The organism is Terrirubrum flagellatum, from assembly GCF_022059845.1.
Lineage (GTDB): Bacteria > Pseudomonadota > Alphaproteobacteria > Rhizobiales > Beijerinckiaceae > Terrirubrum > Terrirubrum flagellatum.
Genome location: NZ_CP091851.1, coordinates 710952 through 734227, shown reverse-complemented (window position 1 = coordinate 734227; position 23276 = coordinate 710952). Strand labels below are relative to the sequence as shown.

The following is a 23276-nucleotide window of genomic DNA, read 5'->3' as shown; positions in this document are numbered from 1 at the left end:
GCCGCCGATACAAGGCTGCGATACTGTGAGATATGAAAAATATCACAGTTTCTGTAGATGATGACACCTACCGTCGCGCGCGCGTGAAGGCGGCGGAGCGGGACACGTCTGTCTCCGCGCTCGTGCGCGACTATCTCACTTCGCTCGCCGGAGAAGAAAGCGAGGCGGAAAAGCTCGCGCGCGAAGAACGGCGGCTGCGCGAGACGATCACGCGCTTCTCCGCCGGAGGCCGTCTGAGCCGGGACGAGGCGCACAGGCGCGGCCGGCGATGAGCCGCACCTTTCTCGACACGAATATCCTGCTCTATTCCATCAGCCGCGCGACGAATGAGGCGAAGAAGCGCGCTCGCGCTATCGAGCTGATCGACGCGGGCGACGTTGCGCTGTCGACGCAGGTGCTTCAGGAGTTTTATGTCCAGGCGACGCGCTCGACCCGCACCGACGCCATCCCGCACGACGTCGCCGCCGGCCTGATCCGCGCCTGGCTGCGCTTTCCCGTACAGCCCATCGACGCATCGATTGTCCTCGATGCGCTCGCGATCAAGGACGCGAACAGGCTGTCCTATTGGGACAGCGCCATCATCGCCGCGGCGAAGGCGCTGAGTTGCGAAACGCTCTATTCCGAGGACCTCTCGCACGACCAAGCTATTGAAGGCGTGCGCATCGTCGATCCCTTCCTCTGATCCCTCTCAAGTCCAGCCGCCGTCGACGACATAGTGCTGATTGGTGCAAGCGGACGCCTCGTCGGACGCGAGGAAGACCGTGAACTTAGCAAGCTCGTCGGGGACCAGCTTTCGCTTGAGGCACTGCCGGCTCATCAACTCTTTCTCGCCCTCCGGAGTCAGCCATTTCTCGATCTGGCGCTCCGTCATGATCCAGCCCGGCGCGATCGCATTCACGCGGATATTATCGGGGCCGTAGTCACGGGCGAGCGAGCGGGTCAGCCCGAGCACCGCCGATTTGCTCGCGGTGTAGGCGGCCATGCCGCCCTGCCCCGCCATCCAGGACGTCGATCCGAAATTGATGATGGCGCCCGACTTCGCCGCCTGCATGTCGGGCAGCACCGCCTGCGCGGCGAAGAACTGGTGCTTGAGATTGACCGCGATGCGGTCGTCCCAATAGTCCGGCGTGACATCAGGCGTCGGATGACGCTCGTCATGGGCCGCGTTGTTGATGAGGATCCCGATCGGCCCGAACGCGCCTTTCACCTTCGCGATCGCCGCGCGCAGCGCCTCGATATTGGTGAGATCGGCCTCGACGAACAGCGCGTTTGCGCCAAGCTCCTTCGCCAGCGCCGCGCCCTCCTTCGCCTTGATGTCGATGAAGGCGACCTTACAGCTCTGGCGCGCGAAATGATGGACGATCGACGCGCCAATACCCGACGCGCCTCCCGTGATGAGCACGACTTTACCGGCGAGATCGGAATAGGTGGCGGCCATGGCGTTGTCCTGTCTGGCGATGATGTGGCGACGGCTTCGGCGGTTTTGCCAATCGCAGCCAAGAGACGCAAGCCGCGCGTCGGATTGCTTCAATTGCCCGTTTGGGCCAAGCGGATCACCGTTGCGGAGCACGGCGCCTCGGACACGATCTTCGCCGACACGCTGCCGAGATGGCGTCGAAATGACGAGCTTCCGCGCGCGCCCATGAAGATATGATCGACCTGATTGGCCACGGCAAAATCGATGATCGCGTCGCCTGGATCAGGGTGTTCGAGCACATGATAGCTCAGCCTGTCCGCGCCGAGTCCGGCGAGCGGCTGCGCCCAGTTTTTCAGATCGATCAGCTTCTGCACATGCAGACTGCGGCCGGCGGAATCAACCATCACATCGACGGCGATGCGATTGGTCTTCAGCACGGTTGCGCAGATCACCCGCGCCTCGGGCTTCGCCGCGGCGTGGATGCGCACAGCGTCGCGCAATGCTTCGGCGAGCGGCGCAACATCGGGCGCGAGATCAACCGCCGCAAGAATGATCGGCGCATCCTCGATCATGTCGGGGATATGTTCGGCGCGCGCGATGTAGGGTCGTGAGAACGGGCTCCACCAGCGCAGCGCGTTGCGCCAGCCGCTGAAGCTTGTCCGGTTCGCACGGCGTGTCAGCGTGACTTCGAGCGGATTCCTGAGATCGAACGAGACTTGCGACGAACGCTGATATCGCTTCTCGGGATCGGCTTCGATCAATCTCAGTACGATCTCCTGCAGCCAAGGCGGATAATCCGGATTGAACGAACGCGGCGGCGGCGCGATCTGGTAAAGCCGCTTGCGCAGGCCCCTGACATTGCGCGGATTGCCGAACGGGCGCCGGCCTGTCGAGAGATGATAAAGCAGCACGCCGAGCGCGAAGAGATCGCTGCGCTTGTCAGTGCGCACGCCGAGCACCTGTTCCGGCGAAATGTAGGGCGCGGTGCCGAAGGGAACGCGAAACTCCTCCGCCAGCAGGTCAGGCAATTGCAGATGGCGCGAGAGGCCGAAATCGATGAAAGCCATTTCACCGCTCGGACGGCGCATGATGTTGCTCGGCTTCAGATCGAGATGCACCACATGCTGCCGGTGCAATTCGCCAAGCGCATCGGCGACGCGCGCGCCGATCTCGACGACTTCCTCGATCGCCAGTGGCGCGGCCTCGAAGCGCGGATAGAGCGACTCTCCCTCGATCCGCTCCATCACGAGATAAGGCCGGTGCGTCGCGAAATCGCCCGCGGCGACGAAGCGCGGCGCATGCGGCCCTGACAGACGCGGCAGGATCATCTGCTCCACCTCGAAGCCGACGATCATCGCGGGATTGTCGCCGTCGAGGATGAGCGGAACCTTCATCACGGCGGGAAAGGCGAGGTCGGCCCGCGCTGCCTCGAAGATGGCGGCCATGCCGCCCTGATGCAGCTTGCGCCCGATCCTGAAACCGTCGATCTCGTCACCCGTGGCGATGGCGTTTCGCGCCATTCACTGGCCCTGCATCAATCGCAGCGCCAGGTTCTCCGGCAATCCCGCCGCGAGGATTTTCCGCGCCGCCGCCTCGCAATCATAGGGGACGCGCAGGAAGGTGATCTCCGACAGCTCCGTATCGAAGATCGCATAGCCCGCCGCCGGCGAATGATCGCGGGGCTGCCCGACGGAGCCGATCACGGCGAGCCAGCGGCGCGGCGCCGACAGCGGCGTCGCAAGCCCGATCGCCGGCCGGTGCGGTTGGGCCGTGCCGTTATGCGCGAGAAGCCAGAGCGCCGGCGCATGCACATGGCCGCAGAAGGTGACGCGTCCTTCGCTCGCCCTGATGCAGCGTTCGGCGGAATCATTATCGAGCACATATTCCCAGCCGCGCGGCGCGCAGGCGGTGGCGTGGACCATCGTCACATCGTCGAGCTCGGCCGTGAGCGGCAGCTCGCGCAGGAAGGCGCGCTGTTCGGCTGAGAGTTGCGTGCGCTGCCAGGCGAGCGCGGCGCGCGCCACGCGGTTGAGATTGCTGTCGTCGCCGTCGATCGCCGCGTCGTGATTGCCGAGCAGCGCGATCGCCCCCTTCCCGACCTCGGCCCGAACGGTCTCGATCGCCGCGGCGGGATCGGCGCCATAGCCCACGATGTCGCCGAGGAAGGCCAGCCGATCGTAGCCGCGGCGGCGCGCGTCCGCGAGACAGGCGTCCAGCCCCTCGCGATTGGCGTGGATGTCAGACAGCAGAGCTAATCGCATTTGATCCCGTCTTGGCCCGGAAAGGCCGCACGTCCCCTTTTTTTACTCCCTCGAGAGACATTAGCTGGCTGGCGTCGCGTCTCATAGGGCGTCGACGGCCTCGCAGGAGGGAGTGATCATCTAAAACGCCCGGGAAGGCCCGGAACAAACCCACACCATGAACGGCCGGCGCGACCGGCCTGTGACATCCGGCGGCGGCTGAAAGACGCATTGACGCAGGTTGGCCCCGCGTCATCCTTCAGCGCCGGCGTGGGGGAGCATTCCATGAAAATCGACGATGTCGTGAAGCGCGCCTATGCGATGCCTCTGACAAATCCGGCCTTTCCGCCCGGCCCCTATCGCTTCTTCAATCGCGAATACATCATCATCACCTATCGCACCGATCCGGCCGCGCTCGCCGAGGTCGTCCCGGAGCCGCTCGAAGTCGCCGAGCCTCTGGTGAAATACGAATTCATCCGCATGCCTGATTCAACCGGCTTCGGCGACTACACCGAGTCCGGTCAGGTCATCCCGGTGCGCTTCAATGGCCAGGACGGCGTCTATGTCCACGCCATGTATCTCGACGATGATGCGCCGATCGCCGGCGGCCGCGAGATCTGGGGCTTTCCCAAGAAGCTGGCGCAGCCGAAGCTCAGCCATGAAGGCGAAGTCATCGTCGGCACGCTGCATTATGGCAGCGTGCTCTGCGCCACCGCCACGATGGGCTACAAGCACAAGATCATCGACACAGCGCCGATCGCGAAATCGCTGACGGCGCCGAATTATCTCATCAAGATCATTCCGCATGTCGATGCGACGCCGCGCATCTGCGAGCTCGTGCGCTATCACCTCCAGGACATCAATATGCATGGCGCCTGGTCGAGCCCCGCCGATCTCCAGCTCTTCCGTCATGTCATCGCCGATGTCGCGCGCCTGCCAGTGCTTGAGGTCGTGTCCGCGGTGCATTTCATCGCCGACCTGACGCTCGGGCTCGGCGAGGTCGTGCATGATTATCTCGCCAAACGGTAGATCACGCCGCATTTTGATTGAATCAATCAAAATGCGGGAACGTGATCGATTCCAAAAACTTGGAGCATGGCTTTTGCGAAAAACCGGTATCCACTTTTTCGCGCCATGCTTTAACGGCTGACGGGAGGCTCGCCATGGACGCCGTATCGCCGAAATCAAGGAAGCTGCTGAGCGAAATCCCCGAGATCGACGAGCTGCTCGCGCCTTACAAGCTCGTCGCGCTGGTGCTGCAAGGCGGCGGCGCGCTCGGCGCCTATCAGGCCGGCGTGTTCGAAGCGCTGCATGAAGTCGGCATCGAGCCGCACTGGCTTTCCGGCGTTTCGATCGGCGCGATCAACGCTTCGATCATCGCGGGTAACAAGCGCGAGAACCAGCTCGACCGCCTGCGCGATTTCTGGGACACGGTCTCCAATCGCAAGGTCTGGCACTACACGCCGGAAGGCGACGTCTTCCGCCAGTGGCGCAATCAGACCAGCGCCTGGATGACGATGTTCATGGGCCTGCCCGGCTTCTTCAAGCCGCGCGAAGTCAATCCCTGGCAGCAGCTCGCAGGCGCCACGGGCGCGACGAGTTTCTACGACACCGCCGATCTGCGCGCGACGCTCAATCGCCTGATCGACTGGGACATTCTCAACAGCGGCGAGCGGCGTCTCAGCGTCGGCGCCGTCAATGTCCGCACCGGCAATTTCCGCTATTTCGACAGCGCCATCGAGAAGATCGAGCCCGAGCACATCATGGCGAGCGGCGCGCTGCCGCCGGCTTTCCCCTCGATCAAGATCGAGAACGAATATTACTGGGACGGCGGCATCGTCTCGAACACACCGCTGCAATACCTGCTTGAACTGGAAGATGTGCGCGACTCGCTCGTCTTCCAAGTCGACCTCTTCAGCGCGCGCGGAGAATTGCCGCGCGACATGGCTGGCGTGATGGGCCGCCACAAGGACATCATGTATTCAAGCCGTACGCGCAACAACACCGACGCGTTCAGGCGTATCCACAATCTCCGGCTGAAGCTGCGCGACGCGATCCTGCGCGTGCCGGAAGATCAGCGCAGCGACAGCGATCGCGCGCTCCTCGAAAGCATGGAAGACGTGCCGCAGATCAACATCGTGCATCTGATCTACCAGCAGAAGAGCTACGAAGGTCACGCCAAGGATTACGAATTCTCCGGCACCTCAATGCATGAGCATTGGAGCTCAGGCTACGAGGACACGAAGAAAACCCTGCGCCATCGCAAATGGCTGGAGATCCCGCCGGAGGATATCGGCATGGTGGTGCATGACGTGCATCGCGATGATCCGAGCTGAGTGAAGCTCAGCGCCCTTTATCCCCGGAACGGTGAAGCGGAACGCAGTAGAGCGGAACCGCGTCCGGGGTCCAGCGAAAGGCTTGCGAGCGCAGCGAGCGCGATCATCAGAATTGAAGAGCGCCTTCGGCGCTGCTTCCTGCGCTGGGCCCCGGCCTTCATTGCGCTCGGCTATGGCCTCGCTTCATGAGGCCGGGGACAGAGAGCGCCCTTGACCCCTCCCCAACGCCATGGCCGATTGTTGCGGGGCTTGAAGCAAACGCAGTGCCATGGGGCTACAAGGAATGGCGGACGACGAAACGACCGCGAAACCGCGCGCCGGCGACGAGCGCCGCGGCTGGCAGGCTTTCGATTGGGACTATTGGCGAAAGCCGCATGAAGGCGTCGCAGCGGCGTTATATGGCGCCATCGTCTTGGTCGCATTGCTCGTCGGCGCAACGGCTATTCTTCTTGTCGTCAGAACGTTTCTTCCGGTCTGGTCATCGGAGAAGCTTGGAACCGACGATCTCCGCAATCTGCTAATCGCCATTGGCGCGATCGTCGCCGCACCCTTCGCCATCTGGCGCATCATTATCAGCCACTGGAGCGCGCAAGCGGCCCGGGAACAGGCGAAAATCTCACGAGAAAATCTCTACACCTCACTGTTCACCAAGGCCGTTGAGCAGCTCGGCGCCACGCGAGAAGTCAAGGACACCCGCGAGATTCCGGATGGGAGCGGGCAGATGCTGACTAAGCTGGAAACGATAACGCGTACCGTACCGAACACAGAAGTGCGTCTTGGAGCGATATACGCGCTTGAGCGCATCGCGCAGGACAGCGAGCGCGATCATTGGCCAATTATGGAGACATTATGCGCCTATATAAGGAACAATGGTCGCCAGCCTACTACAATACCTCAAGAGCTACTCCAATCATTGAGCGAGAAGAACGCGTGGATAAGGCTACGAAAATTCGTAGAAACTAGTGCCCAACGCCCGAGCCCTGACGTGCAAGCAGCTATTGCGGTGATTGGTCGGAGCCCCCGAAAAGCAAGAACCTACGAGAAGCAACTCCAAACCCAACCGAATGATAAAGAGCGTTTGGATCTGCGCGGCGTTTGGTTGCAGCGCGCTTCCTTTGATGGCTTAGAGCTCGCCAACGTATGGCTGGACGACTCACGTTTAGAAGGCTCATCATTTGTGGGCGCAAATCTAGCTGGAGCGTCGCTAAGGGGAGCGCATCTTGAAGGTTCGTCTCTCAACAGGTCAATCTTGCGACGCGCCACCATGCTGCAAGCCCATCTTGAGGGCGCGACCGCTTACGATTCCGATGTAAGCGAAGCGTTGCTGATTGGCGCAAATCTCAACGGCGCACAACTTGCCAACGCAAAACTTACACGCGCGCAACTTGACCATGCGTATCTACAAAATGCCTCGCTTGACGGGGCGACACTGAATTGCGCATCCTTTGACGGTGCCCTTCTAAATGGGGCATCGATCTATCGCGCAAGTCTGACCGGCGCATGGTTATGCAACGCCGACCTGTCCCAAATTGGAATAGACAAAGAGCAACTCGCCGAAACTTTCGGAAATCCATATACCGTCATTAATTACGCTGGATCGCGGCCGGAAAGCTGGCTAACCGATGACGCTGGAAATTCTTTGTCAAACGAATACCGACAAAGATGGGCCGCTACGCGCAGTGTTATTCACGATACTCATCTCGAAAAAGATGAGACAAGATATGGGGACAAAGCTTCGTAGCTCGAGATACTATCCCGCCATCGCCTTCTTCACGGTCTCCGCGAGATCCTTCAGCGCGAAGGGCTTCGCGATGAAGCCGAACTTCACATCCTCGTCGAGATTCTTCTCGAACGCGTCTTCCGCGTGGCCCGACATGAACACCACGCGCGCGTCGGGCCGCGATTTGCGCAATTCCTTGATCATGGTCGGCCCGTCCATTTCGGGCATCACCACGTCGGACAGAATGAGGTTGATCACGCCCTGATGGGCGTTAGCGACTTCGAGCCCTTCAAGCCCGCTCTCCGCCACCAGCACGCGATAGCCATGCCGCGTCAGCGCCCGCTCGGCGAAGCGGCGCACCGCTTCCTCATCTTCAACAAGCAGGATCGTGCCCTGTCCCGTGAGATCGGGCGCGCGCGGCTTTGGCGCATCGGGCGACGCTGCAGGCGCGTCCGTCGCGCTTTCCTCCGCTTCATCCTCTGCACTCGCGCGCGGCAGATAGATGCGGAACGTCGTGCCTTCGCCGACGACAGAATCCACATAGATGTAGCCGCCGGTCTGCTTGACGATGCCATAGACGGTGGAGAGGCCAAGACCCGTGCCCTTGCCGACTTCCTTGGTCGTGAAGAAGGGATCGAAGATTTTCTCTTTCACCGCCGGCGGAATGCCCGTGCCCGTATCCTGCACCTCGATCAGCACATGATCGGCCCTGATCATCCCCTCGTTGCGCGCGGTGTCGACTTCATCAGCCTTCACATTCGAGGTGCGGATCGAGAGCTTGCCGCCATTCGGCATCGCGTCGCGCGCATTGACGACGAGATTCATCACGACCTGCTCGAACTGGTTCACGTCGGCTTTGACGGGCCAGAGATCGCGGCCATGACGCAAATCGAATTCGATGCGCTCGCCGATCAGGCGGCGGCAGAGATTGGAGAAATCGGCTAGCGTCTCGTTGAGCGCGAGAATGCGCGGCCGGAGAGTCTGCCGGCGCGAGAAGGCGAGCAGTTGGCGCACCAGGCCCGCGGCGCGGTTCGCATTCTGCTTGATCTGCATGATGTCGGGGAAGGACGGATCGGTCGGCCGGTGATTGGCGAGCAGCAGATCGGAATAGCCGATGATCGCCTGCAGCATGTTGTTGAAGTCATGCGCGATGCCGCCGGCGAGCTGGCCGACCGCCTGCATCTTCTGCGCCTGCGCGAACTGCTCTTCGAGCTTGCGCTGCTCCGATGTCTCGAGCGCGTAGACGACCGCCGCCTCGCCCTGATCGGCGGTCTCGTCGACGACGGAAAGAAAGAGCCGCGCGGTGCGGCCGCCATCGCCCGCAAGAGTGGCGTCGACCGGCGCGATGTCGACCTGGCCCGCGGCCGCAGCCGCGATCGCGGACGTGAGCTTGTCGCGGTCGCGGTCGGAGACTGCGTGAAGCACTGACCGCTCGCCATTATCGGACGCAGGCGCCGTGCTGGTGAGCCGGGCGAAAGCGGCGTTATGGCGGACGAGCGCCCCGTCGCGGCGGACGGTGGCGATCGCCATCGGCGTCGCATGGAAGAAGCGGGCGAAACGCATTTCGCCCCCCTCCTCGGCCCTCGCCTCGCCCCCGCGTTTCAGCACGATGGTCCGGGACGCGCCGGGCGCGCCGTCGCTGCCGAACGCGACGGAATGGATCACCTGAACCGGAAGCGTGTGGCCGGTGCGCTTCTTCAGATCGATGGCGAAGCTGCCGGTGCGCACTTCGCCCGCCGGCCCGCTGGCGCCGCTGAGCAGCGCCGCCCCGTCGCCCGCGACGATGTCGGCCAGCTTCTGCCGGCCGGGCGCGAAGCTCGCGAGGTCATGATCGAGCCAGCTCGCCAGCGTGGCGTTGATATGGGCGATCGCCCCGTCAGGCTCGACCGACAGGAAGCCGGCCGGAGCATGGTCGAGATAGTCGATCGCCTGCTGCAGCTCCTGAAAGACGTTCTCATGGCCTTCCCGCTCATGGGTGACGTCCTGGATGGCCCAGAGCGCCGCCGCGCCGCGAGGTCGCGTCACCGGGCGGACCCGGATGCGATACCAGGTCGCTTCGCCATGGGGGTCCCCGGCAGGACCGATCCTGACCTCTTCGGTGAGGGACTTCTCTTGCCGCGCGGCCTGAGCGAGGCGGTAGATCGCTTCGGAGACGTCGGCCGCGCCCGAGAACAGCCGCTCGACCGGCTTGATGAGCTGCGGGGTCGCGGCGTTGCTCAGCTTGAGATAGGCGCCGTTGGCGTAGATGACCTTGCCGTCCGCATCGGTGACCAGAATGGCCTCTTTCGAGGAATCGACGATCGCCTTGGTCAGGTCCGAGCGGGAGCTGCGCCATGAGGTCGTGAACAGGCCGATCGCGAAGCCGAACAGCGACGCGACGCCGATCATCGCCAGCATCGAGAGCACGCCGACAATCAGCACGCGCACCTGATCGCCGGCGAGAAAAGCCGCGGCGACGCCGACGCCCACAATCACTCCCGCGATCAGAAGAAGCAGGCCAAGCGATCCGCGTTTGTCCGAGCGATCGATCGCCGTGGCGACGGGCGCTTTACTCATCCCCGAATCCGGCCCCTGACATAACCCCGCCCTGTGGATATCTGGTCGCACGGCAAATGGCGATCAACCCTTTGCGAAAACCCACGAAAAAGATGCGCTGCGTGCGAACGCCTCAGCTCGCGCGCCGCTTCAGCCGCATGACGTAGCTGACGACTTCCGCGACCGCCTTGTAATGCTCGACCGGCACTTCCTCGTCGATATCGACGGACGCGTGCAGCGCGCGCGCGAGCGGCGGATTCTCCACGACGGGAACGTTATTGTCGCGCGCCACTTCGCGGATCTTCAGCGCCAGCGAATCAACGCCCTTGGCGACGCAGATCGGCGCGCGCATGCCCCGATCATATTGCAGCGCGACGGCGAAGTGGGTCGGATTCATCACGACGACGGTCGCCTTCGGCACCGCCTGCATCATGCGCCGCTTCAATCGCGCCATGGCGATCTGCTTGCGCCGCGATTTCAATTCCGGCGAGCCTTCCTGCTCTTTGAACTCCTGCTTCAGCTCCTGCTTGGTCATGCGCAGGCGCTTCATCCAGGAGAAGCGCTGATAGAGGAAATCGGCGCCGGCGATGACCGCGAAGACGGCGAGCACGCTTGAGAGAAGCTTCAGCGTGATGGATTCCGCCGCCGGCAGGAGCGCCGCGACATCCATGCGGGCGAGCGCGTCGGCGCGGTCGCGCTCGCTGTTGATCACCAACCAGATGATGACGCCGATGAGCGCGATCTTGGCGAGCCCTTTTGCGAACTGGACGAAGGCTTCCTTGCCGAAGATGCGCTTCGCGCCGCTCATTGGCGAAAGGCGGCTGAATTTCGGCGTCAACGGCTCGAACGTCCAGAGCGGACGATGCTGGATCAGCCCGCCGGCGAGGCCCGCAATGAACAGAAAGATGAAGGGCAAAGCGACGGCCGCGACGGTCGCGGTCAGCGCGAACATCAGCGCATAACGGATGCCGCCCTCGCCGCTCGGAATCTGATGCAGATTGCCGAGGAAGGGCTTCATCGCGAACAGGAGCTCGCGCGACGACGAGCCCGCGAACATCATCATCGACAAAGTGAGACCGCCGAGCACGAAAAGCGTGCCGATCTCGAAGCTGCGCGCGACATCGCCGCGCTTGATCGCATCCTCGATGCGTCGCTGTGTCGGCTCTTCTGTTTTGTCGTCGTCGTCCTCGCCCGCCTCAGCCATGCGTCACCGTCCGTTGAGAACGGCAAGCAGCCGGCCGAGTTCGTCGAGATAGACGCCCATGGCGATCGCCAGCACGCCGAGCAGCATGAGCATGCCAAGCAGGACGGAGGCGGGCAGAGCGAGGAAAAACACCTGCAGCGCAGGCATCATTCGCGACAGCAGCCCAAGCCCGAGATTGAAGACGATGGCGAACACGGCGAAAGGCGCCGCGATCTTCACCGCGAGCGAAAAGCTCGTCGCCATGACGCTGAGCGCCATCCTCACCGCGTCGCTTGCATCCGGCAGCGCGCCCGGCGGCAGCTTCGTGTAGCTCGCGCCGATCGCCGAGATCGCGAGGTGATGCAGGTCGCTCGTGAAAACAAGCGTCGCGCCGAGCAGCGTCAGGAGATTGGCGATCGCCGTGCCCTGCGAGCCTGCCGTCGGATCGACCGATTGCGCGAAGGACAGGCCGATATCCTGCGCAATCACCACGCCCGCGGTCTGCAGCGCCGAGACCATCAGCCGCGCCATGAAGCCCAGGGTGAAGCCGATCGCGAGTTCGATGAACAAGGTTGCAAGCGGCGCGCCCTGCGGAATCAGCGGCTGCGCGATCGGCAGGAAAGTCAGCGTCAGCAACAAGGCGGAAGATAAACGAAGGCGCGTCGGCATGGCGCGCTCGCCGAGGCCCGGCAACAACATCACCAGCACGCCCACCCGCGCAAAGGTGAGCATGAAGGCCGTCGCCCATTCCGGAAGCAGGGTCATGCCGGAATTTCGCCCCGTGGAATGCGATCGCTTCGGATCGAATCGCTGCAATGAATGTGAGCGATTCAGGCGGCCGGGGCCATGGCGTTCGCCGCGCTTCTGCGCAAGCGGTTGTCGGCATGATGATGCCTCATCCCCCCGCGATGCGCTCGGCGATTCGCGTCATGTAGCTCGCCATGGCGTCGCCCATGAATGGCATCGCAAACAGAGCGGCCGCTGCGAGCGCGAGGATTTTCGGCACGAAGACGAGGGTCTGTTCCTGGATTTGCGTCAGCGCCTGCAGGAGCGAGATCGCGACGCCGACAAGCAGCGCCACGACAAGCATCGGCCCGCCGACCTTGAGGAAGGTGACGATCGCGTCGCGCGTGACATCGATGACTTCGCCGCTGTTCATGATCTCAAGCCCATCAAATCTGCATTCGCATGATATCTTCATAGGCGCTGATCACGCGGTCGCGCACCGCGACCAACGTCTCGATCGCCGCCTCGCTTTCATTGACCGCGGTCACCACGTCGATGAGGTTGCCCTTGCCCTGCGCCGCCTGGACGGATTGGGCGTCGGCCTTGGCGCCGGCTTCCATCGCGCCGCGCAGCGCATTCTGCACCATCTCGCCGAAACCGCCGCCGGATGGCGTCGACTGGCTGGCGCGCGTCAGCGCAGATGCGGCGTTGCCATAGGCGTTGGCGGCGAAGACCGAACTGACCATAGGAGCCTCTTTCTATCCCGCTCTAGGCGCGCAGCAGATCGATGGTGCGCTGAAGCATGCGGCGCGTGGCGGTGATGACGTTGAGGCCAGCCTCGTAGGAGCGCTGGGCTTCGCGCATGTCCATGAGTTCGACCGTCATATCGACATTGGGAAGCTGCACTTCGCCACGCGCGTTCGCTGCTGGATTGCCGGGCTCATAACGGGTCTTGAAGGGCTGCTGATCGCGCGCGATGCGGCCGGCGGCGACGGTCTGGGCGTCGAGTTCGCGGTCGAACTTCTGGTCGAAGGTCATGATCTTGCGGCGATACGGCGCGCCGCCGGGCGTCGTCGCGGTCGAATCGGCGTTGGCGATATTTTCGGCGATGACGCGCATCCGCCCGGATTGCGTGCGCAGGCCGGAGGCTGCGATGCCGATGCTCTTCAGGAAGTCTGTGGCCATCGTCTAAGCCCTCACTTCTTGCCGACGGCGGTCTTCAGGAGCGAAAGGCCGCGCGCATAGAGCGAGGTCGCGAGCTGAAAGTCGCCCTGGTTCTGGGCCACCTTCATCATCTCGTCCTCGAGATTGACCGCATTGCCCGACGGCGTCGTCTCGAACCGGCGCGCTCCGGACGGATCGCCGCCGCTGGCGCTCGAGCTTGAGGCGCCGATATGCAGCGGATTGGTCGAAATCAGGCTGACGGCTGACGGGCCGCCCAGCGCCTGCTGAAAGCTGAGCTCGCGCAGATCGCGTGGCTTGAAATTGGGCAGATCGGAATTGGCCACATTTTCCGACAACAGCTTCTGCCGCGCCTGATGCCATTGCATGCGCGTCTTCAGCATCGAGAACAGTGGAACGTCGGCGATCGCCATGGCCGCCTCCCCCGCAGATAAACCCGGCAGAATTTGCCGGGCTCATGGTTAAATAACGGTTAAAATTGAACCGATTCGGCTCGCGGGCTTGCATCCGCGCCGGGATTGACCAATCGTCCCGCGCGCGTGGGGAAGACCGCCGGCCAACCGACGGGCGGGCGCGTCGGCGGCAGCGGAGAGTGGTTCTCGTGAATAGGTTTCTCGGCGACAACATGTCCGCCTATGTCCAGTACGCGGTCGCCTTTGCGATCATTCTCGTTCTGCTGCTTCTGCTCGCCTACATCCTCCGGCTGATCACGCGACGCACCGTAAGACCGATCGGCGGCGGGGGCGGGCGTGGCCGACAACCCCGCCTCGGCGTGGTCGAAGTGTTCGATGTCGATCGCCAGCGCCAGCTCCTGTTGCTCCGGCGCGACAATGTCGAACATCTCCTGATGATCGGCGGCCCGAACGACGTGCTGGTCGAATCCGCGATCGTGCGTGCGCCGTCGGCGCGCATCCAGACGCCCCAGATCGAAGACCTCATGGAGCCCGAGCCCGCAGCCCCGCCGCGCGAAATCCCGCGCCAGGAGCCCCCCCGGCCGGAAGCGCCGCGGGCCGAACCGCCTCGCATCGAAAACGCCCGACCGCAACCGCCGCGTCTGGAGCCCCGGCAGACGACCATTCCTCCCCAGAGCCTCGCGCCGCGACCGGTGTCTCCTCCTTCGGTGGCCCCCGCTCCGCCGCGCGCCGAGGTTCCGCCGCGCCCTGCTCTGGCCGCTCCAAATGGCGCCGACGCCGGCGCGCCCAAGGCGACGAGCTTCGCCAGTCGCCTCCAGGACGCGATGGCCAAGCCCTTCGCCGCGGTGAAGCCGGCCGACGCTCCACGCCCGCCAATGGCGCCTCCGGTCGCGCCCGCCACGACGAACCCACCGCCCGCCGCCCCGCTTGCCGCGCCCTCGATTACGCCGCCTCCGTCGCCGCGCCAGACAACCGTCCCTCCGCCGCATCCGAGGCCCGTTCCGCCGGCGCCGGCTGTCGCGCAGGCCAGCCCGCCGCCGCCCGCCACGCCCTCGCCTCCGCCCGCCGCGCCGCCGACGCCAGCGCCCGCGAGCCCGCCCGCGGCAAAGCCCAGCGGCGATCCGTTCGACCTCGGCTCGCTCGAAGACGAGATGGCGAAGCTGCTCGGACGCTCTCCACCGAAGAACTGACCGCCTTGCTTGGAGGCGGGCTTTCGCTCGCCTACCCTCGCCGCGTGAGAATCACATGCGGCCCGAAGTCCGAACTGACACGCCGAAAAGCGCTGCTCTCATGCGCGCGCTAAAGCCAATCACGGGACACAGGGCGGCCGCCCTCTGCGTTCTCGTCGCGGGTCTGTTCGCCGCGACCGCCGCCGCGGCCCAGACCTTGTCGCTCGATTTGGGCCAGGGCGGCGGCGTTACCGAACGCGCGCTACAGCTCATCGCGCTCATCACGTTGCTGTCGCTCGCGCCGACGGCGCTGGTGATGGTGACCTCGTTTACGCGCATCGTCGTCGTGCTGTCGCTGCTGCGCTCGGCGCTCGGCACGCAGACCGCGCCGCCGAATACGGTGATGATCGCGCTCGCGCTGTTCATGACCTTGTTCATTATGCAGCCGACGCTGCAGCGCGCCTATGACGACGCCGGCCGGCCGCTGATCGCCAATCAGATCACCATCGAACAGGCCTTCGAGCGCGCGACGCCGCCGTTCAAGACTTTCATGCTGCGCCATGTGCGCGACAAGGATCTCAATCTGTTTCTCGATCTTTCACGCGAGCCGCGACCGAATGCGCTTGAGGATCTGAAGCTCTCGGTGATCGTGCCCGCCTTCATGATCTCCGAACTGCGCCGCGCCTTCGAGATCGGATTTCTTCTGTTTCTGCCCTTCCTCGTGATCGATCTCGTCGTCGCGTCGATCCTGATGTCGGCGGGCATGATGATGGTTCCGCCGGTGACCGTGGCGCTGCCATTCAAACTGATTTTCTTCGTGCTTGTCGACGGCTGGAATCTGCTGGCGAGCTCGCTGGTGAAGAGCTTTGGCGTCTAGCAACACTCAGCCGTGCGACGCGGCTTCCGTCTTCGCTTCGGCCTCGGTCGGCTTCGCAGGTTCTGCAGGCGGCTTGGCGGCCGCTTCCGGCTTTGAAGCCTCAGGTTTCTGCGCATCGGCCCTCGGCGCCTCAGGCTCCGCCGGCTTCTCGCGTAACGGGGCCTTTGGCGGAATGTCGGGATAACGCTTGCGATATTCGTCGAGGAATTCGGCGAGCGTATCGGCGCGCGCCATTTGCCTCGCCAGATCGCGGAACTCCTTCACGCGCGACGACGGCGGCGCCGTCACCACTTGAAATGCGCGCGCATCGGCGCTGCTCGCCATCGCAGGCCCATATTTTCCGCGCAGACGATCAAGCGACAGCGCTTCATCACCCAGCGAATAGGCGATCCCGGCGCGCAGCACGTCGGCGCGCTCGCGATCGCTCAGCGGCGCGCGATCTTTCCAGCGGTCGCCAAGAATACGCTCGTAAGTTTCGCCGGCGTCGCGCCAGCGCCGGCCCTGCCACTGGATGTCGGCGGTCAGCCGGTCGATATCGGAACCTGACTCCGCCGCCGCGATTTCAAGCGCAAGGTCGGTGCGCGAGAGATCGGACAGCGCGCGCGCTTCGAGGAGATTGCGCGCGCGCTTGATGTTGTAGGGCAGCTCCGGCGAGCGCGTCGTCTTCAACAGATTGAGCGCCGCGGCAGGCTTGCGATTCATGAGATAGATGACGGCGAGCCGGGCCGCGAGAATCGAGCGATAGGGTCCCGTCAACCGGCGATCAATCTGATGCTGAAGAAGCTCGGCTGCGCTGTCGAGCAGATCGAGCTCCACGAGCCGCTCCGCCAGACGCCGCACGATCGCATCGCCCTGTCGCCCGGGCGGCGTAAGCTCCTTGAAATCATAGAACAGGGCCACCGCCTGAACGCGATCGAGCGTCTCGCCCTTGCCGTTCGTGAACACCTCTTCAAAAAGACTCGCCGCCTCATCGTTGAGCGCGCGAATCTTTTCGTTATCGGGATAAGCCTCGCTGCCGCGACGCGCCATCGTAAAGGCGTCGCGCCAGCGGCCGTCTTCGGCGTAGAGGCGGCCAAGCGCCGCCATCGCGTCCGCTTCGAAACCATCGGCGCCGCGCCATGTGGCAGCGACCGTTTCAAGACGCGCGATCACGTCTTCACGCGTCGCCGTCTTGTCGGCCAGCGCCTGCAGCGCGCCGCGAAGGCCGGCCTCAGCCGCGGCCTGCCTGTCGTCGCTGGCGAAAACGCGATCGTAGCCCGCTTTCGCTTCCTCGGCGCGTCCCTGGCCATCATCGATGCGTGCGCGCAGCAGCGCGATCTCGTTCGGCCGCACAGCATCGCGATCGAGCTTCTCGACATTGTCGAGTTGCGTCATCGCAGTGGCGAAATCGCGCGTCTCCACGGCGACGCGGCCCCAGAGCCCCCGCATCGCCGACTGCAGATCGTCGGGATAGGAATCGAGCGCCGTTTCGGCCGCATTGAATTCCGCCGCCGCGCGCGACCAATTGCGCTGCCTGGCGTCCATCACGCCGCGCCACAGCACGGCTTCAGGATCGTCCCGCACGGATTCGTCCGCGATCAGCTTGCGCGCGTCGTCATAGCGGCCGGTGCGCACCGCCGTCGCAAACCGCAGCATCGCGATCATGCGGTCGCGCGCCGCGTCCGGCTGGTCGCGCACGATATTTTCAAGCTCGGCGCGTGTTTCCGCGAGCAAGCCGTTGGCGAAGAGGAAACGCGCGAAATCCAGCCGCGCCGCGTTGCGCTTGCCGCGCGACGCTTCGGAAATCTCCTGCTCAAATTTGCGGATGCGGTCGCGCGTCACGCCCGATCGCGCCTCGCGCCACTGAACGCGGTCGATCATCGTTGAGGCCGGCGCCGGAACGCCCTGCTGCGCCATGACGACGGGGCGATCGATCTGCGGTGAAACGGTCAGGCCGTCGCCGCGCTCGATCGTGAAATCATCGACGCCGCCGCGCACCGTGAGGTCGTCGGCGATGGCGACAACCGCGACGCCCTGCGCCGTGGGCGGCAGTTCGAATTCGGCGAAACGGTAAGGCTTCGCGATCGAACGCAAGGGCGCGCCGGCAGTGATCACGGCGATGCGTTCGCTGGTGTCGGAATCGTCGATCCAGTGAACGCGCCCGGCGCGTTGCAGCGCGCCGGTCACGACGGTGCGCCCGTTCTCATCGAGGATTCGCTGTAGCGCGATCGGCTCGCTCGCGCCGGCGACGCGATCGCCGATGGTGACGACCCATCCCTCTCCATCAGGCGCGATGCGCACCAGCTTCGGCTCGCCAAAAGACAGACGCATGATGCGCGCGCCACCGGACACGGCGAAGCGCCATGCGCCGCCGATGTCGCGCAACATCTGTGGCGGTTCGACCGCTTCGACCGGCTGCGCGGTTTCAAACAGGATTGTCGAGACGCCATAGCGGTCGAACGCTGCGGCGGGCGGCCGCGTTGCGAATTTGAATGCGATGCGCACAGTGTCGCCGTCGCGCGACACAGTGGGCTTCACGGGATCAAGAGACGCTGCGGCGGCCCGCGGCTTCGCCTCCAAAGTCGGAGCCGGCGTTTGCGCCTGCGGCGCAGTGGTTTTTTGCGATGGAGGCGCGGCCTTTTCCGCAGGCGCCGCAGCCATTTCGGGTTTCGGCTCCGGCTTCGGAGCGGCTTTCGCCTCCGGCTTTCCGTTCAATCTCGCTTCGATCTGTGCGGGATCGATCGAGGCTTCCGGCGACCGCCTCGCTTTCGCTTCAGGCGGAACGAGATCGAGCACAAAAGTGTCATCCTCGCGGAAGCCGAACGTCTCGACCTTGTCGGGAACCGTGATCACGACGCGCGACACGCCATTCTCGACGACATTCTCGATGCTTTTCGCGGCGTCGCCCATCTGCGCCTTGATCTTCACCGGATCGATCTTGAGCGAAGCTTCAAAGGCGATCTCGTATCTGTTGTCCTTGCGCTCATGCGTCACGGGAACGACGACCGGCATCTCGAACACCAGACGCGTGAAGAAAGGCGTCGCTGAGACGCGCACCGGCATTGATCGCGGCTCCTCGACAAACCGCTTGCGCTCGGCGTTGCGCAACGCTTCCTCGGCGGCGCGCGCCCGCGCGGCGAGTTCATCGACCACATCCTGCGGCAGCGCCGGCGGTTGCCCGTTCCAGTTTTCCGGCAGAAGATCAAGAAAGACCTTCTCGCCAGCCTCTTTCAGGTTCGGACGAAGAGGTCGCGTCAAAGCGAAACGCAGACCCTTGCCATCAGGGTCGCGCCGCGCGACGCCGATATAGTTGGGCAATTCAACCGGCAATTTCTCAAGGTCGACGACAACAGGCTCGACAAACGAGATCACGAGAACGCCTGACGAGACGCTCGCGGTCGCCTTCGGCATATCCTTGAATGTGAAGACGAGACGGCCATAGCCGTTCATCTCGGCGCCGCGCACCACGCCTCTGTTCTGGGCGGCCGCGGGCGAAAGCAGCGCGGCGAAAAAGGCGCATGCGACGGCGACAAGGGCCAGAGGCCGCCGCACAATTTCGCATGCTCGTACGCCACGCATTTACGCACATCCGACAGGCGGCCCGAAACGCAGGCGGCCATGTCATGAATACTGCGGCTGCGGTGAAAGCGCAGTTAAGAGACGCGCGGAAATACGGAGAAACGCTTTGGTCGTCAGCGGCTTGAGGCTAGATCACGCCGCACTTTGATTGACTCAATCAAAGTGCGGGATCGTGATCGATTCCAAAAGTTTAGAGCATGGCTTTCGCGAAAAACCGGTTCCCACTTTTTCGCGCCATGCTCTATGAGCGCAGGCCGGCGGCGATCGTTGCGTTGATCTCGGCGACCTGCGTCAGCTTCTCGGTGGTCGGCTCGGCGGCGAGCGAGATCAGTGTCTTGAGGATGAAGATGCTCAAATTCGCGAAGTCCTGCTTCACATTCTGCGGCAAGGGATTCTCTTCTGAAGTCACTGATGTCGCGAGAATCGTCCAGAGCTTGCGATTGAAGGCGAGCGCTTCGGGGAGGTCCCGTTTCGCATCCCAGTCTCTCTTCACCGCTTCGAGCTTGGCGGCGCCCTTCATCAGGAGGCTGGCTTCCAACTCTCTCGGCGTAACTTCCTTTGCGACGCTGGCCTTCGAATACGCGCTTGCGCCATAGCTCATGAGCTTAACTCAACCACTCAACCGACGCGAATGCGCCTCCCTGCACAATATTGCCCACAAAATCGTCAACGAGCCGTTAGGTTTAAATGCGCATGTCGAAAGAATGCGCGCCTGATATGCGCAGACGCGGTCCGGAAACGACTGGACAAGGCGCATAAAAGAAAAGCGGGGCCCGAAGGCCCCGCCTGATCTTTGAAAGCTCGCGCTAGGATCAGCGCAGGAGCTGGAGGACCGCCTGGTCCGCTTGGTTCGACAGCGACAGAGCCGACTGGCCGAGCGACTGACGGGTCTGGAGGGCGAGCACGTTGGCCGCTTCCAGGTTCTGGTCAGCGTTGGTCAGGTTGTCAGAGCCGGTCGTGAGCAGGTCGGCCAGAGACTTCGTGAAGTCCTGACGGTTCTGCGCGATCGAGAGCTGCGAAGCATAGTCGCTCTGATAAAGACGGACCGAAGACAGCGCCGACGTGATCGTCGAGATCTTGCTGGTGAAGTCGGTCACGGTCGAAGCGGTCAGCGACACCGAAGACAGACCGAACGAGGCGGAGTCCGCATTGCGCGAAGTCACCGTCGAGTTGGACGTGCCATCTTCGTTGTACTTGATCGTCAGATCGTTGCCCGACTTGAGCAGATTAACGCCGTTGAACGACGAGTCGTTCGCGAACTGGTCGATCGAGCTCAAGATCGAGTTGAACTGCTTGGCGTAGCTGTTCAGCGTCGTCTGGTCGTACGAACCGGAGGTCGTGCTGCCAGTGGTCGTACCGAACGTCGCGGTGATGGCGGCGGCGGTCGTGCCCGTGATGTTGAACGCGTTGGCGCTGTTCGAGTTGATGTAGAAGTTGCCGTTGCTGATGCCGGCGGTGTACTGACCGTTGCCCTGGGCGTTGATCGAATTGATCAGGTCCTGGACGTTATGCGTGCCGATCGTGCCGAGGCTGATCGTCGTCGTGCCGCTGGTGACAGTGTCAGTCAGCGTGATTGTATCGTTGTTGACGAAGCCCAGCGAAGACAGCGTGGTGGCGTTATTGACCACCGTCGTGCTCTTGGCCTGGTTCGAGACGCTGCCCGAATTGGCCTTGACGGAGTCAATGATGCCCTGCGCCGACTGCAACTGCTTGTAGATGCTGTCGAGACCGGTGCTCGCCGCCTTGATCGTGCTCACGCCAGTGTTGATGCCGTCGAGCAGCTTCGTCAGCTTGCCGGAACGGTCGCTCAAATTCTGGGCGGTGAAGAACGCGGAAGGATCGTCGAGCGCATTGTTGATCTTCTTGCCAGTCGCAAGGCGGTTCTGCGTGGAAGCGAGAAGCGACGCGACACCCTGCAACGCCTGCAGGTTCGACCGGACGCCGGCCGAGAGGGTGATAGCCATGGAATTCTTCCTGTGCTTGAGGCTTCCGTCCTGGAAGCGGCGCTTGGATCGCACAGGATTTCTTTCACGCGATTTAACGCGTTCGGCTCAATTGCCGGAATTGGCCGATTGCGCGGCTCGGGCGCGTCAGAGCGCCAGAATTCGCTCAAATATGCTTTATAAAACCTTGACGCTGCGGCCGCCTCACAGCGGCCGCAGCGCTTCTGATTACTTGAGCAACTGCAGCACCGATTGATCAGCCTGCACGGCAAGAGAGAGCGCCGACTGCGAGAGCGACTGGCGGGTCTGCAGCGCGAGCACGTTGGCTGCTTCTTCGTTCTGATCTGCGAGCGTCAGGTTGTCGGAGCCGGTCTTGAGCGTGTTCGCAACCGATGTCGAGAAATCCTGCCGGTTCTGCATCGTCGACAGCTTGGTCGCGTAGTCCCCTTGCGTCAGGCGAACTGTCGACAGGGCGTTCGTGATCGCCGTCACCTTGGTGGTGAAGTCGCTGAGCGTCGCCGTGCCGCCGGTCGGGATCGTGGTGAGTCCAAGATCGGTATAGGTGATGTCCTGCGATTTGAGCGTGGTGCTCGAGGTCCCGTCGGAGTTGTAATTGACCTTGAGATCGTTGCCTGACCTCAACAGGTTCACGCCGTTGAAGCTTGAATCCGCCGCGAACTGATCGATCGAGGTCAGGATTTCATTGAACTGCTTGGCGTAGCTGTCGAGCTTCGTCTGATCGTAGGAACCGGATGTCGTGCTCGCGGTCGTCGTGCCCAATGTCGCGGTGAGCGCGGCGGCATTGTTGCTGGTGATGTTGAACGCGTTCTTTGCGTTCGAGTTGATCACGATATTGCCGTTGTTCAGCGCGGCCGTATAGACGCCATTGCCCTGCGTGTTGATCGTGTCCAGCAGGTCCTGGACGTTGTGCGTGCCGATCGTGCCAAGATTGATCGTCGTCGCCGCGCCCGTCACGCTATCGGTGAAGGTCAATGTGTCGTTGTTGGCGAAGCCCAGCGACGTCTGCGTCACGGCGTTGTTAACGACCGCGGTGCCGCGCGCCTGGTTGGAGATCGTCGCGACGTCCGACTTCGTCTTGTCGATGATGCCCTGGGCGCTCTGAAGGGCCTTGTAGACGCTGTCGAGGCCTTTGCTGGCCGTCTGCACCGTGCTGATGCCGTTGTTGATGCCGTCGAGCAGCGTGTTCAATCCAGTGGCGCGGTCGCTCAGACTCTGCGCGACGAAGAAGTTCGTGGGATTGTCGAGCGCGCTGTTCACCTTCTTGCCGGTGGCGAGGCGGTTCTGACTCGTGGTCAGCAGGGTCTTGATGTTCTGCAAGGATTGCAGGTTCGTCCGGACGCCTGCGGACAGAGTGATGTCGGACATAGACCGAGATCCCGATTCGAGCTGCCGGGCCTACAGGCCCCCGACGCCCGTTTTCTCACGGGAGGAGTTTCCATTCTGTTAACGTTAATGAAGTTTTGCGGACGAAGAAAAGCCGGCCGCGAAGCCTCGCCGCCCCGGCTCCCTTAAACGATGATGTCGCCCGACTTTCCGGCCTGGTGAGCGGCCGCTTCGGCGGCCGCCTGCTCGCGCCAATAAGCCCGCAGCTTAAGCGCCTGTTCGGTCGGGAATTGGTGAACCACGTCGCCCGACTCGCCTTCCACCCACGTTACCACCACCTCGTTCGCCTCATGATCAAACGACATGTGGCGGTCGACCGCCGACAAAGCTTCAGCGATTCGCTGGTGGTTGTCGGGCACATTAAGCCGCACCGCCGCGTCTTCGCCGACCGGCTGGACAACCTTGGTGGGAGGGGAATCGACCGGCGCGCTCGGCTGCGCCGGAATTGAGTCGGATCGCGCCACCGCCTGATTCGGAGCGGGCGCAACCCGTGGGATGGCTCCGCCGTCCATGGCGACACCTCTCGGGCACACGGTCTTCTGACCGCACCGCACCATAAAAGCGCCGCCTCTG

22 protein-coding genes are annotated in these 23276 nt (G+C 63.2%); 7 read left to right on the top strand and 15 right to left on the bottom strand.

What is annotated here, in order from left to right:
• The first annotated feature begins 32 nt into the window (after positions 1-32).
• Complete coding sequence (locus L8F45_RS03735; protein ID WP_342361546.1) at positions 33-272, top strand: DUF6364 family protein; 240 nt, start codon at positions 33-35, stop codon at positions 270-272.
• Positions 269-682 carry a PIN domain-containing protein gene (locus L8F45_RS03730; RefSeq protein ID WP_342361545.1) on the top strand — a complete coding sequence of 138 codons (414 nt, stop codon included), beginning with the start codon at positions 269-271 and terminating at the stop codon, positions 680-682. The genes L8F45_RS03735 and L8F45_RS03730 overlap by 4 nt, the downstream gene beginning before the upstream one ends.
• A gap of 6 nt (positions 683-688) precedes the next feature.
• Here L8F45_RS03730 and L8F45_RS03725 read toward each other — a convergent pair whose 3' ends face one another.
• The 3 genes from L8F45_RS03725 to L8F45_RS03715 all read right to left on the bottom strand — a co-directional run bounded on the left by L8F45_RS03725 (position 689) and on the right by L8F45_RS03715 (position 3678).
• The gene (locus tag L8F45_RS03725) at positions 689-1438 is read right to left on the bottom strand and encodes an SDR family NAD(P)-dependent oxidoreductase (protein WP_342361544.1); all 750 of its coding nucleotides are present in this window, start codon (positions 1436-1438) and stop codon (positions 689-691) included.
• Between the two features lie 89 nt (positions 1439-1527).
• On the bottom strand, positions 1528-2937 hold the full coding sequence (locus tag L8F45_RS03720; protein WP_342361543.1) for a protein kinase domain-containing protein: 1410 nt from the start codon (positions 2935-2937) through the stop codon (positions 1528-1530).
• On the bottom strand, positions 2938-3678 hold the full coding sequence (locus L8F45_RS03715) for a metallophosphoesterase family protein (RefSeq protein WP_342361542.1): 741 nt from the start codon (positions 3676-3678) through the stop codon (positions 2938-2940).
• Positions 3679-3942: 264 nt separating this feature from the next.
• Between L8F45_RS03715 and L8F45_RS03710 the strand changes: the two genes are divergently transcribed.
• The 3 genes from L8F45_RS03710 to L8F45_RS03700 all read left to right on the top strand — a co-directional run bounded on the left by L8F45_RS03710 (position 3943) and on the right by L8F45_RS03700 (position 7734).
• Positions 3943-4686, top strand: coding sequence for an acetoacetate decarboxylase (locus L8F45_RS03710; RefSeq protein WP_342361541.1), 744 nt, complete (start codon positions 3943-3945; stop codon positions 4684-4686).
• A 134-nt stretch (positions 4687-4820) separates the two neighbouring features.
• Positions 4821-5993, top strand: a complete 1173-nt coding sequence (locus tag L8F45_RS03705; RefSeq protein ID WP_342361540.1) for a patatin-like phospholipase family protein — start codon at positions 4821-4823, stop codon at positions 5991-5993.
• Between the two features lie 283 nt (positions 5994-6276).
• Positions 6277-7734 carry a pentapeptide repeat-containing protein gene (locus L8F45_RS03700; protein WP_342361539.1) on the top strand — a complete coding sequence of 486 codons (1458 nt, stop codon included), beginning with the start codon at positions 6277-6279 and terminating at the stop codon, positions 7732-7734.
• A gap of 9 nt (positions 7735-7743) precedes the next feature.
• Here L8F45_RS03700 and cckA read toward each other — a convergent pair whose 3' ends face one another.
• The 7 genes from cckA to flgB all read right to left on the bottom strand — a co-directional run bounded on the left by cckA (position 7744) and on the right by flgB (position 13752).
• Complete coding sequence (cckA, locus tag L8F45_RS03695) at positions 7744-10269, bottom strand: cell cycle histidine kinase CckA (RefSeq protein ID WP_342361538.1); 2526 nt, start codon at positions 10267-10269, stop codon at positions 7744-7746.
• Positions 10270-10381: 112 nt separating this feature from the next.
• A complete protein-coding gene (gene flhB / locus L8F45_RS03690; protein ID WP_342361537.1) occupies positions 10382-11452 on the bottom strand; it encodes a flagellar biosynthesis protein FlhB in 1071 nt (356 codons plus the stop codon).
• 3 nt (positions 11453-11455) lie between these two features.
• Positions 11456-12196, bottom strand: coding sequence for a flagellar biosynthetic protein FliR (fliR, locus tag L8F45_RS03685; RefSeq protein ID WP_342361536.1), 741 nt, complete (start codon positions 12194-12196; stop codon positions 11456-11458).
• A 130-nt stretch (positions 12197-12326) separates the two neighbouring features.
• Positions 12327-12590 (bottom strand): flagellar biosynthesis protein FliQ, encoded by a 264-nt coding sequence (fliQ, locus tag L8F45_RS03680; protein ID WP_342361535.1) that lies wholly within the window; start codon positions 12588-12590, stop codon positions 12327-12329.
• Between the two features lie 13 nt (positions 12591-12603).
• On the bottom strand, positions 12604-12903 hold the full coding sequence (gene fliE, locus L8F45_RS03675; protein ID WP_342361534.1) for a flagellar hook-basal body complex protein FliE: 300 nt from the start codon (positions 12901-12903) through the stop codon (positions 12604-12606).
• 22 nt (positions 12904-12925) lie between these two features.
• Entirely contained in the window at positions 12926-13342 is a 417-nt protein-coding gene (flgC, locus tag L8F45_RS03670; protein WP_342361533.1) for a flagellar basal body rod protein FlgC, read from the bottom strand.
• Between the two features lie 11 nt (positions 13343-13353).
• Positions 13354-13752 carry a flagellar basal body rod protein FlgB gene (gene flgB / locus L8F45_RS03665; protein WP_342361532.1) on the bottom strand — a complete coding sequence of 133 codons (399 nt, stop codon included), beginning with the start codon at positions 13750-13752 and terminating at the stop codon, positions 13354-13356.
• Positions 13753-13940: 188 nt separating this feature from the next.
• Between flgB and L8F45_RS03660 the strand changes: the two genes are divergently transcribed.
• Together L8F45_RS03660 and fliP are read left to right on the top strand one after the other, a co-directional pair.
• Positions 13941-14942, top strand: coding sequence for a flagellar biosynthesis protein FlhF (locus tag L8F45_RS03660; protein WP_342361531.1), 1002 nt, complete (start codon positions 13941-13943; stop codon positions 14940-14942).
• Between the two features lie 100 nt (positions 14943-15042).
• Positions 15043-15798, top strand: coding sequence for a flagellar type III secretion system pore protein FliP (fliP, locus tag L8F45_RS03655; RefSeq protein ID WP_425330008.1), 756 nt, complete (start codon positions 15043-15045; stop codon positions 15796-15798).
• 6 nt (positions 15799-15804) lie between these two features.
• Here the strand turns inward: fliP and L8F45_RS03650 are convergent, their stop codons facing one another.
• The 5 genes from L8F45_RS03650 to L8F45_RS03630 all read right to left on the bottom strand — a co-directional run bounded on the left by L8F45_RS03650 (position 15805) and on the right by L8F45_RS03630 (position 23215).
• Positions 15805-19329: a hypothetical protein gene (locus L8F45_RS03650; protein WP_342361529.1), complete on the bottom strand. Its 3525-nt coding sequence runs from the start codon at positions 19327-19329 to the stop codon at positions 15805-15807.
• A gap of 268 nt (positions 19330-19597) precedes the next feature.
• Entirely contained in the window at positions 19598-19957 is a 360-nt protein-coding gene (gene flaF, locus L8F45_RS03645) for a flagellar biosynthesis regulator FlaF (protein WP_342361528.1), read from the bottom strand.
• Between the two features lie 211 nt (positions 19958-20168).
• Entirely contained in the window at positions 20169-21320 is a 1152-nt protein-coding gene (locus tag L8F45_RS03640; protein WP_342361527.1) for a flagellin N-terminal helical domain-containing protein, read from the bottom strand.
• A 207-nt stretch (positions 21321-21527) separates the two neighbouring features.
• Entirely contained in the window at positions 21528-22685 is a 1158-nt protein-coding gene (locus L8F45_RS03635) for a flagellin N-terminal helical domain-containing protein (RefSeq protein WP_342361526.1), read from the bottom strand.
• Between the two features lie 143 nt (positions 22686-22828).
• Positions 22829-23215: a flagellar protein FlaG gene (locus tag L8F45_RS03630; protein ID WP_342361525.1), complete on the bottom strand. Its 387-nt coding sequence runs from the start codon at positions 23213-23215 to the stop codon at positions 22829-22831.
• Between the last annotated feature and the right edge of the window lie 61 nt (positions 23216-23276).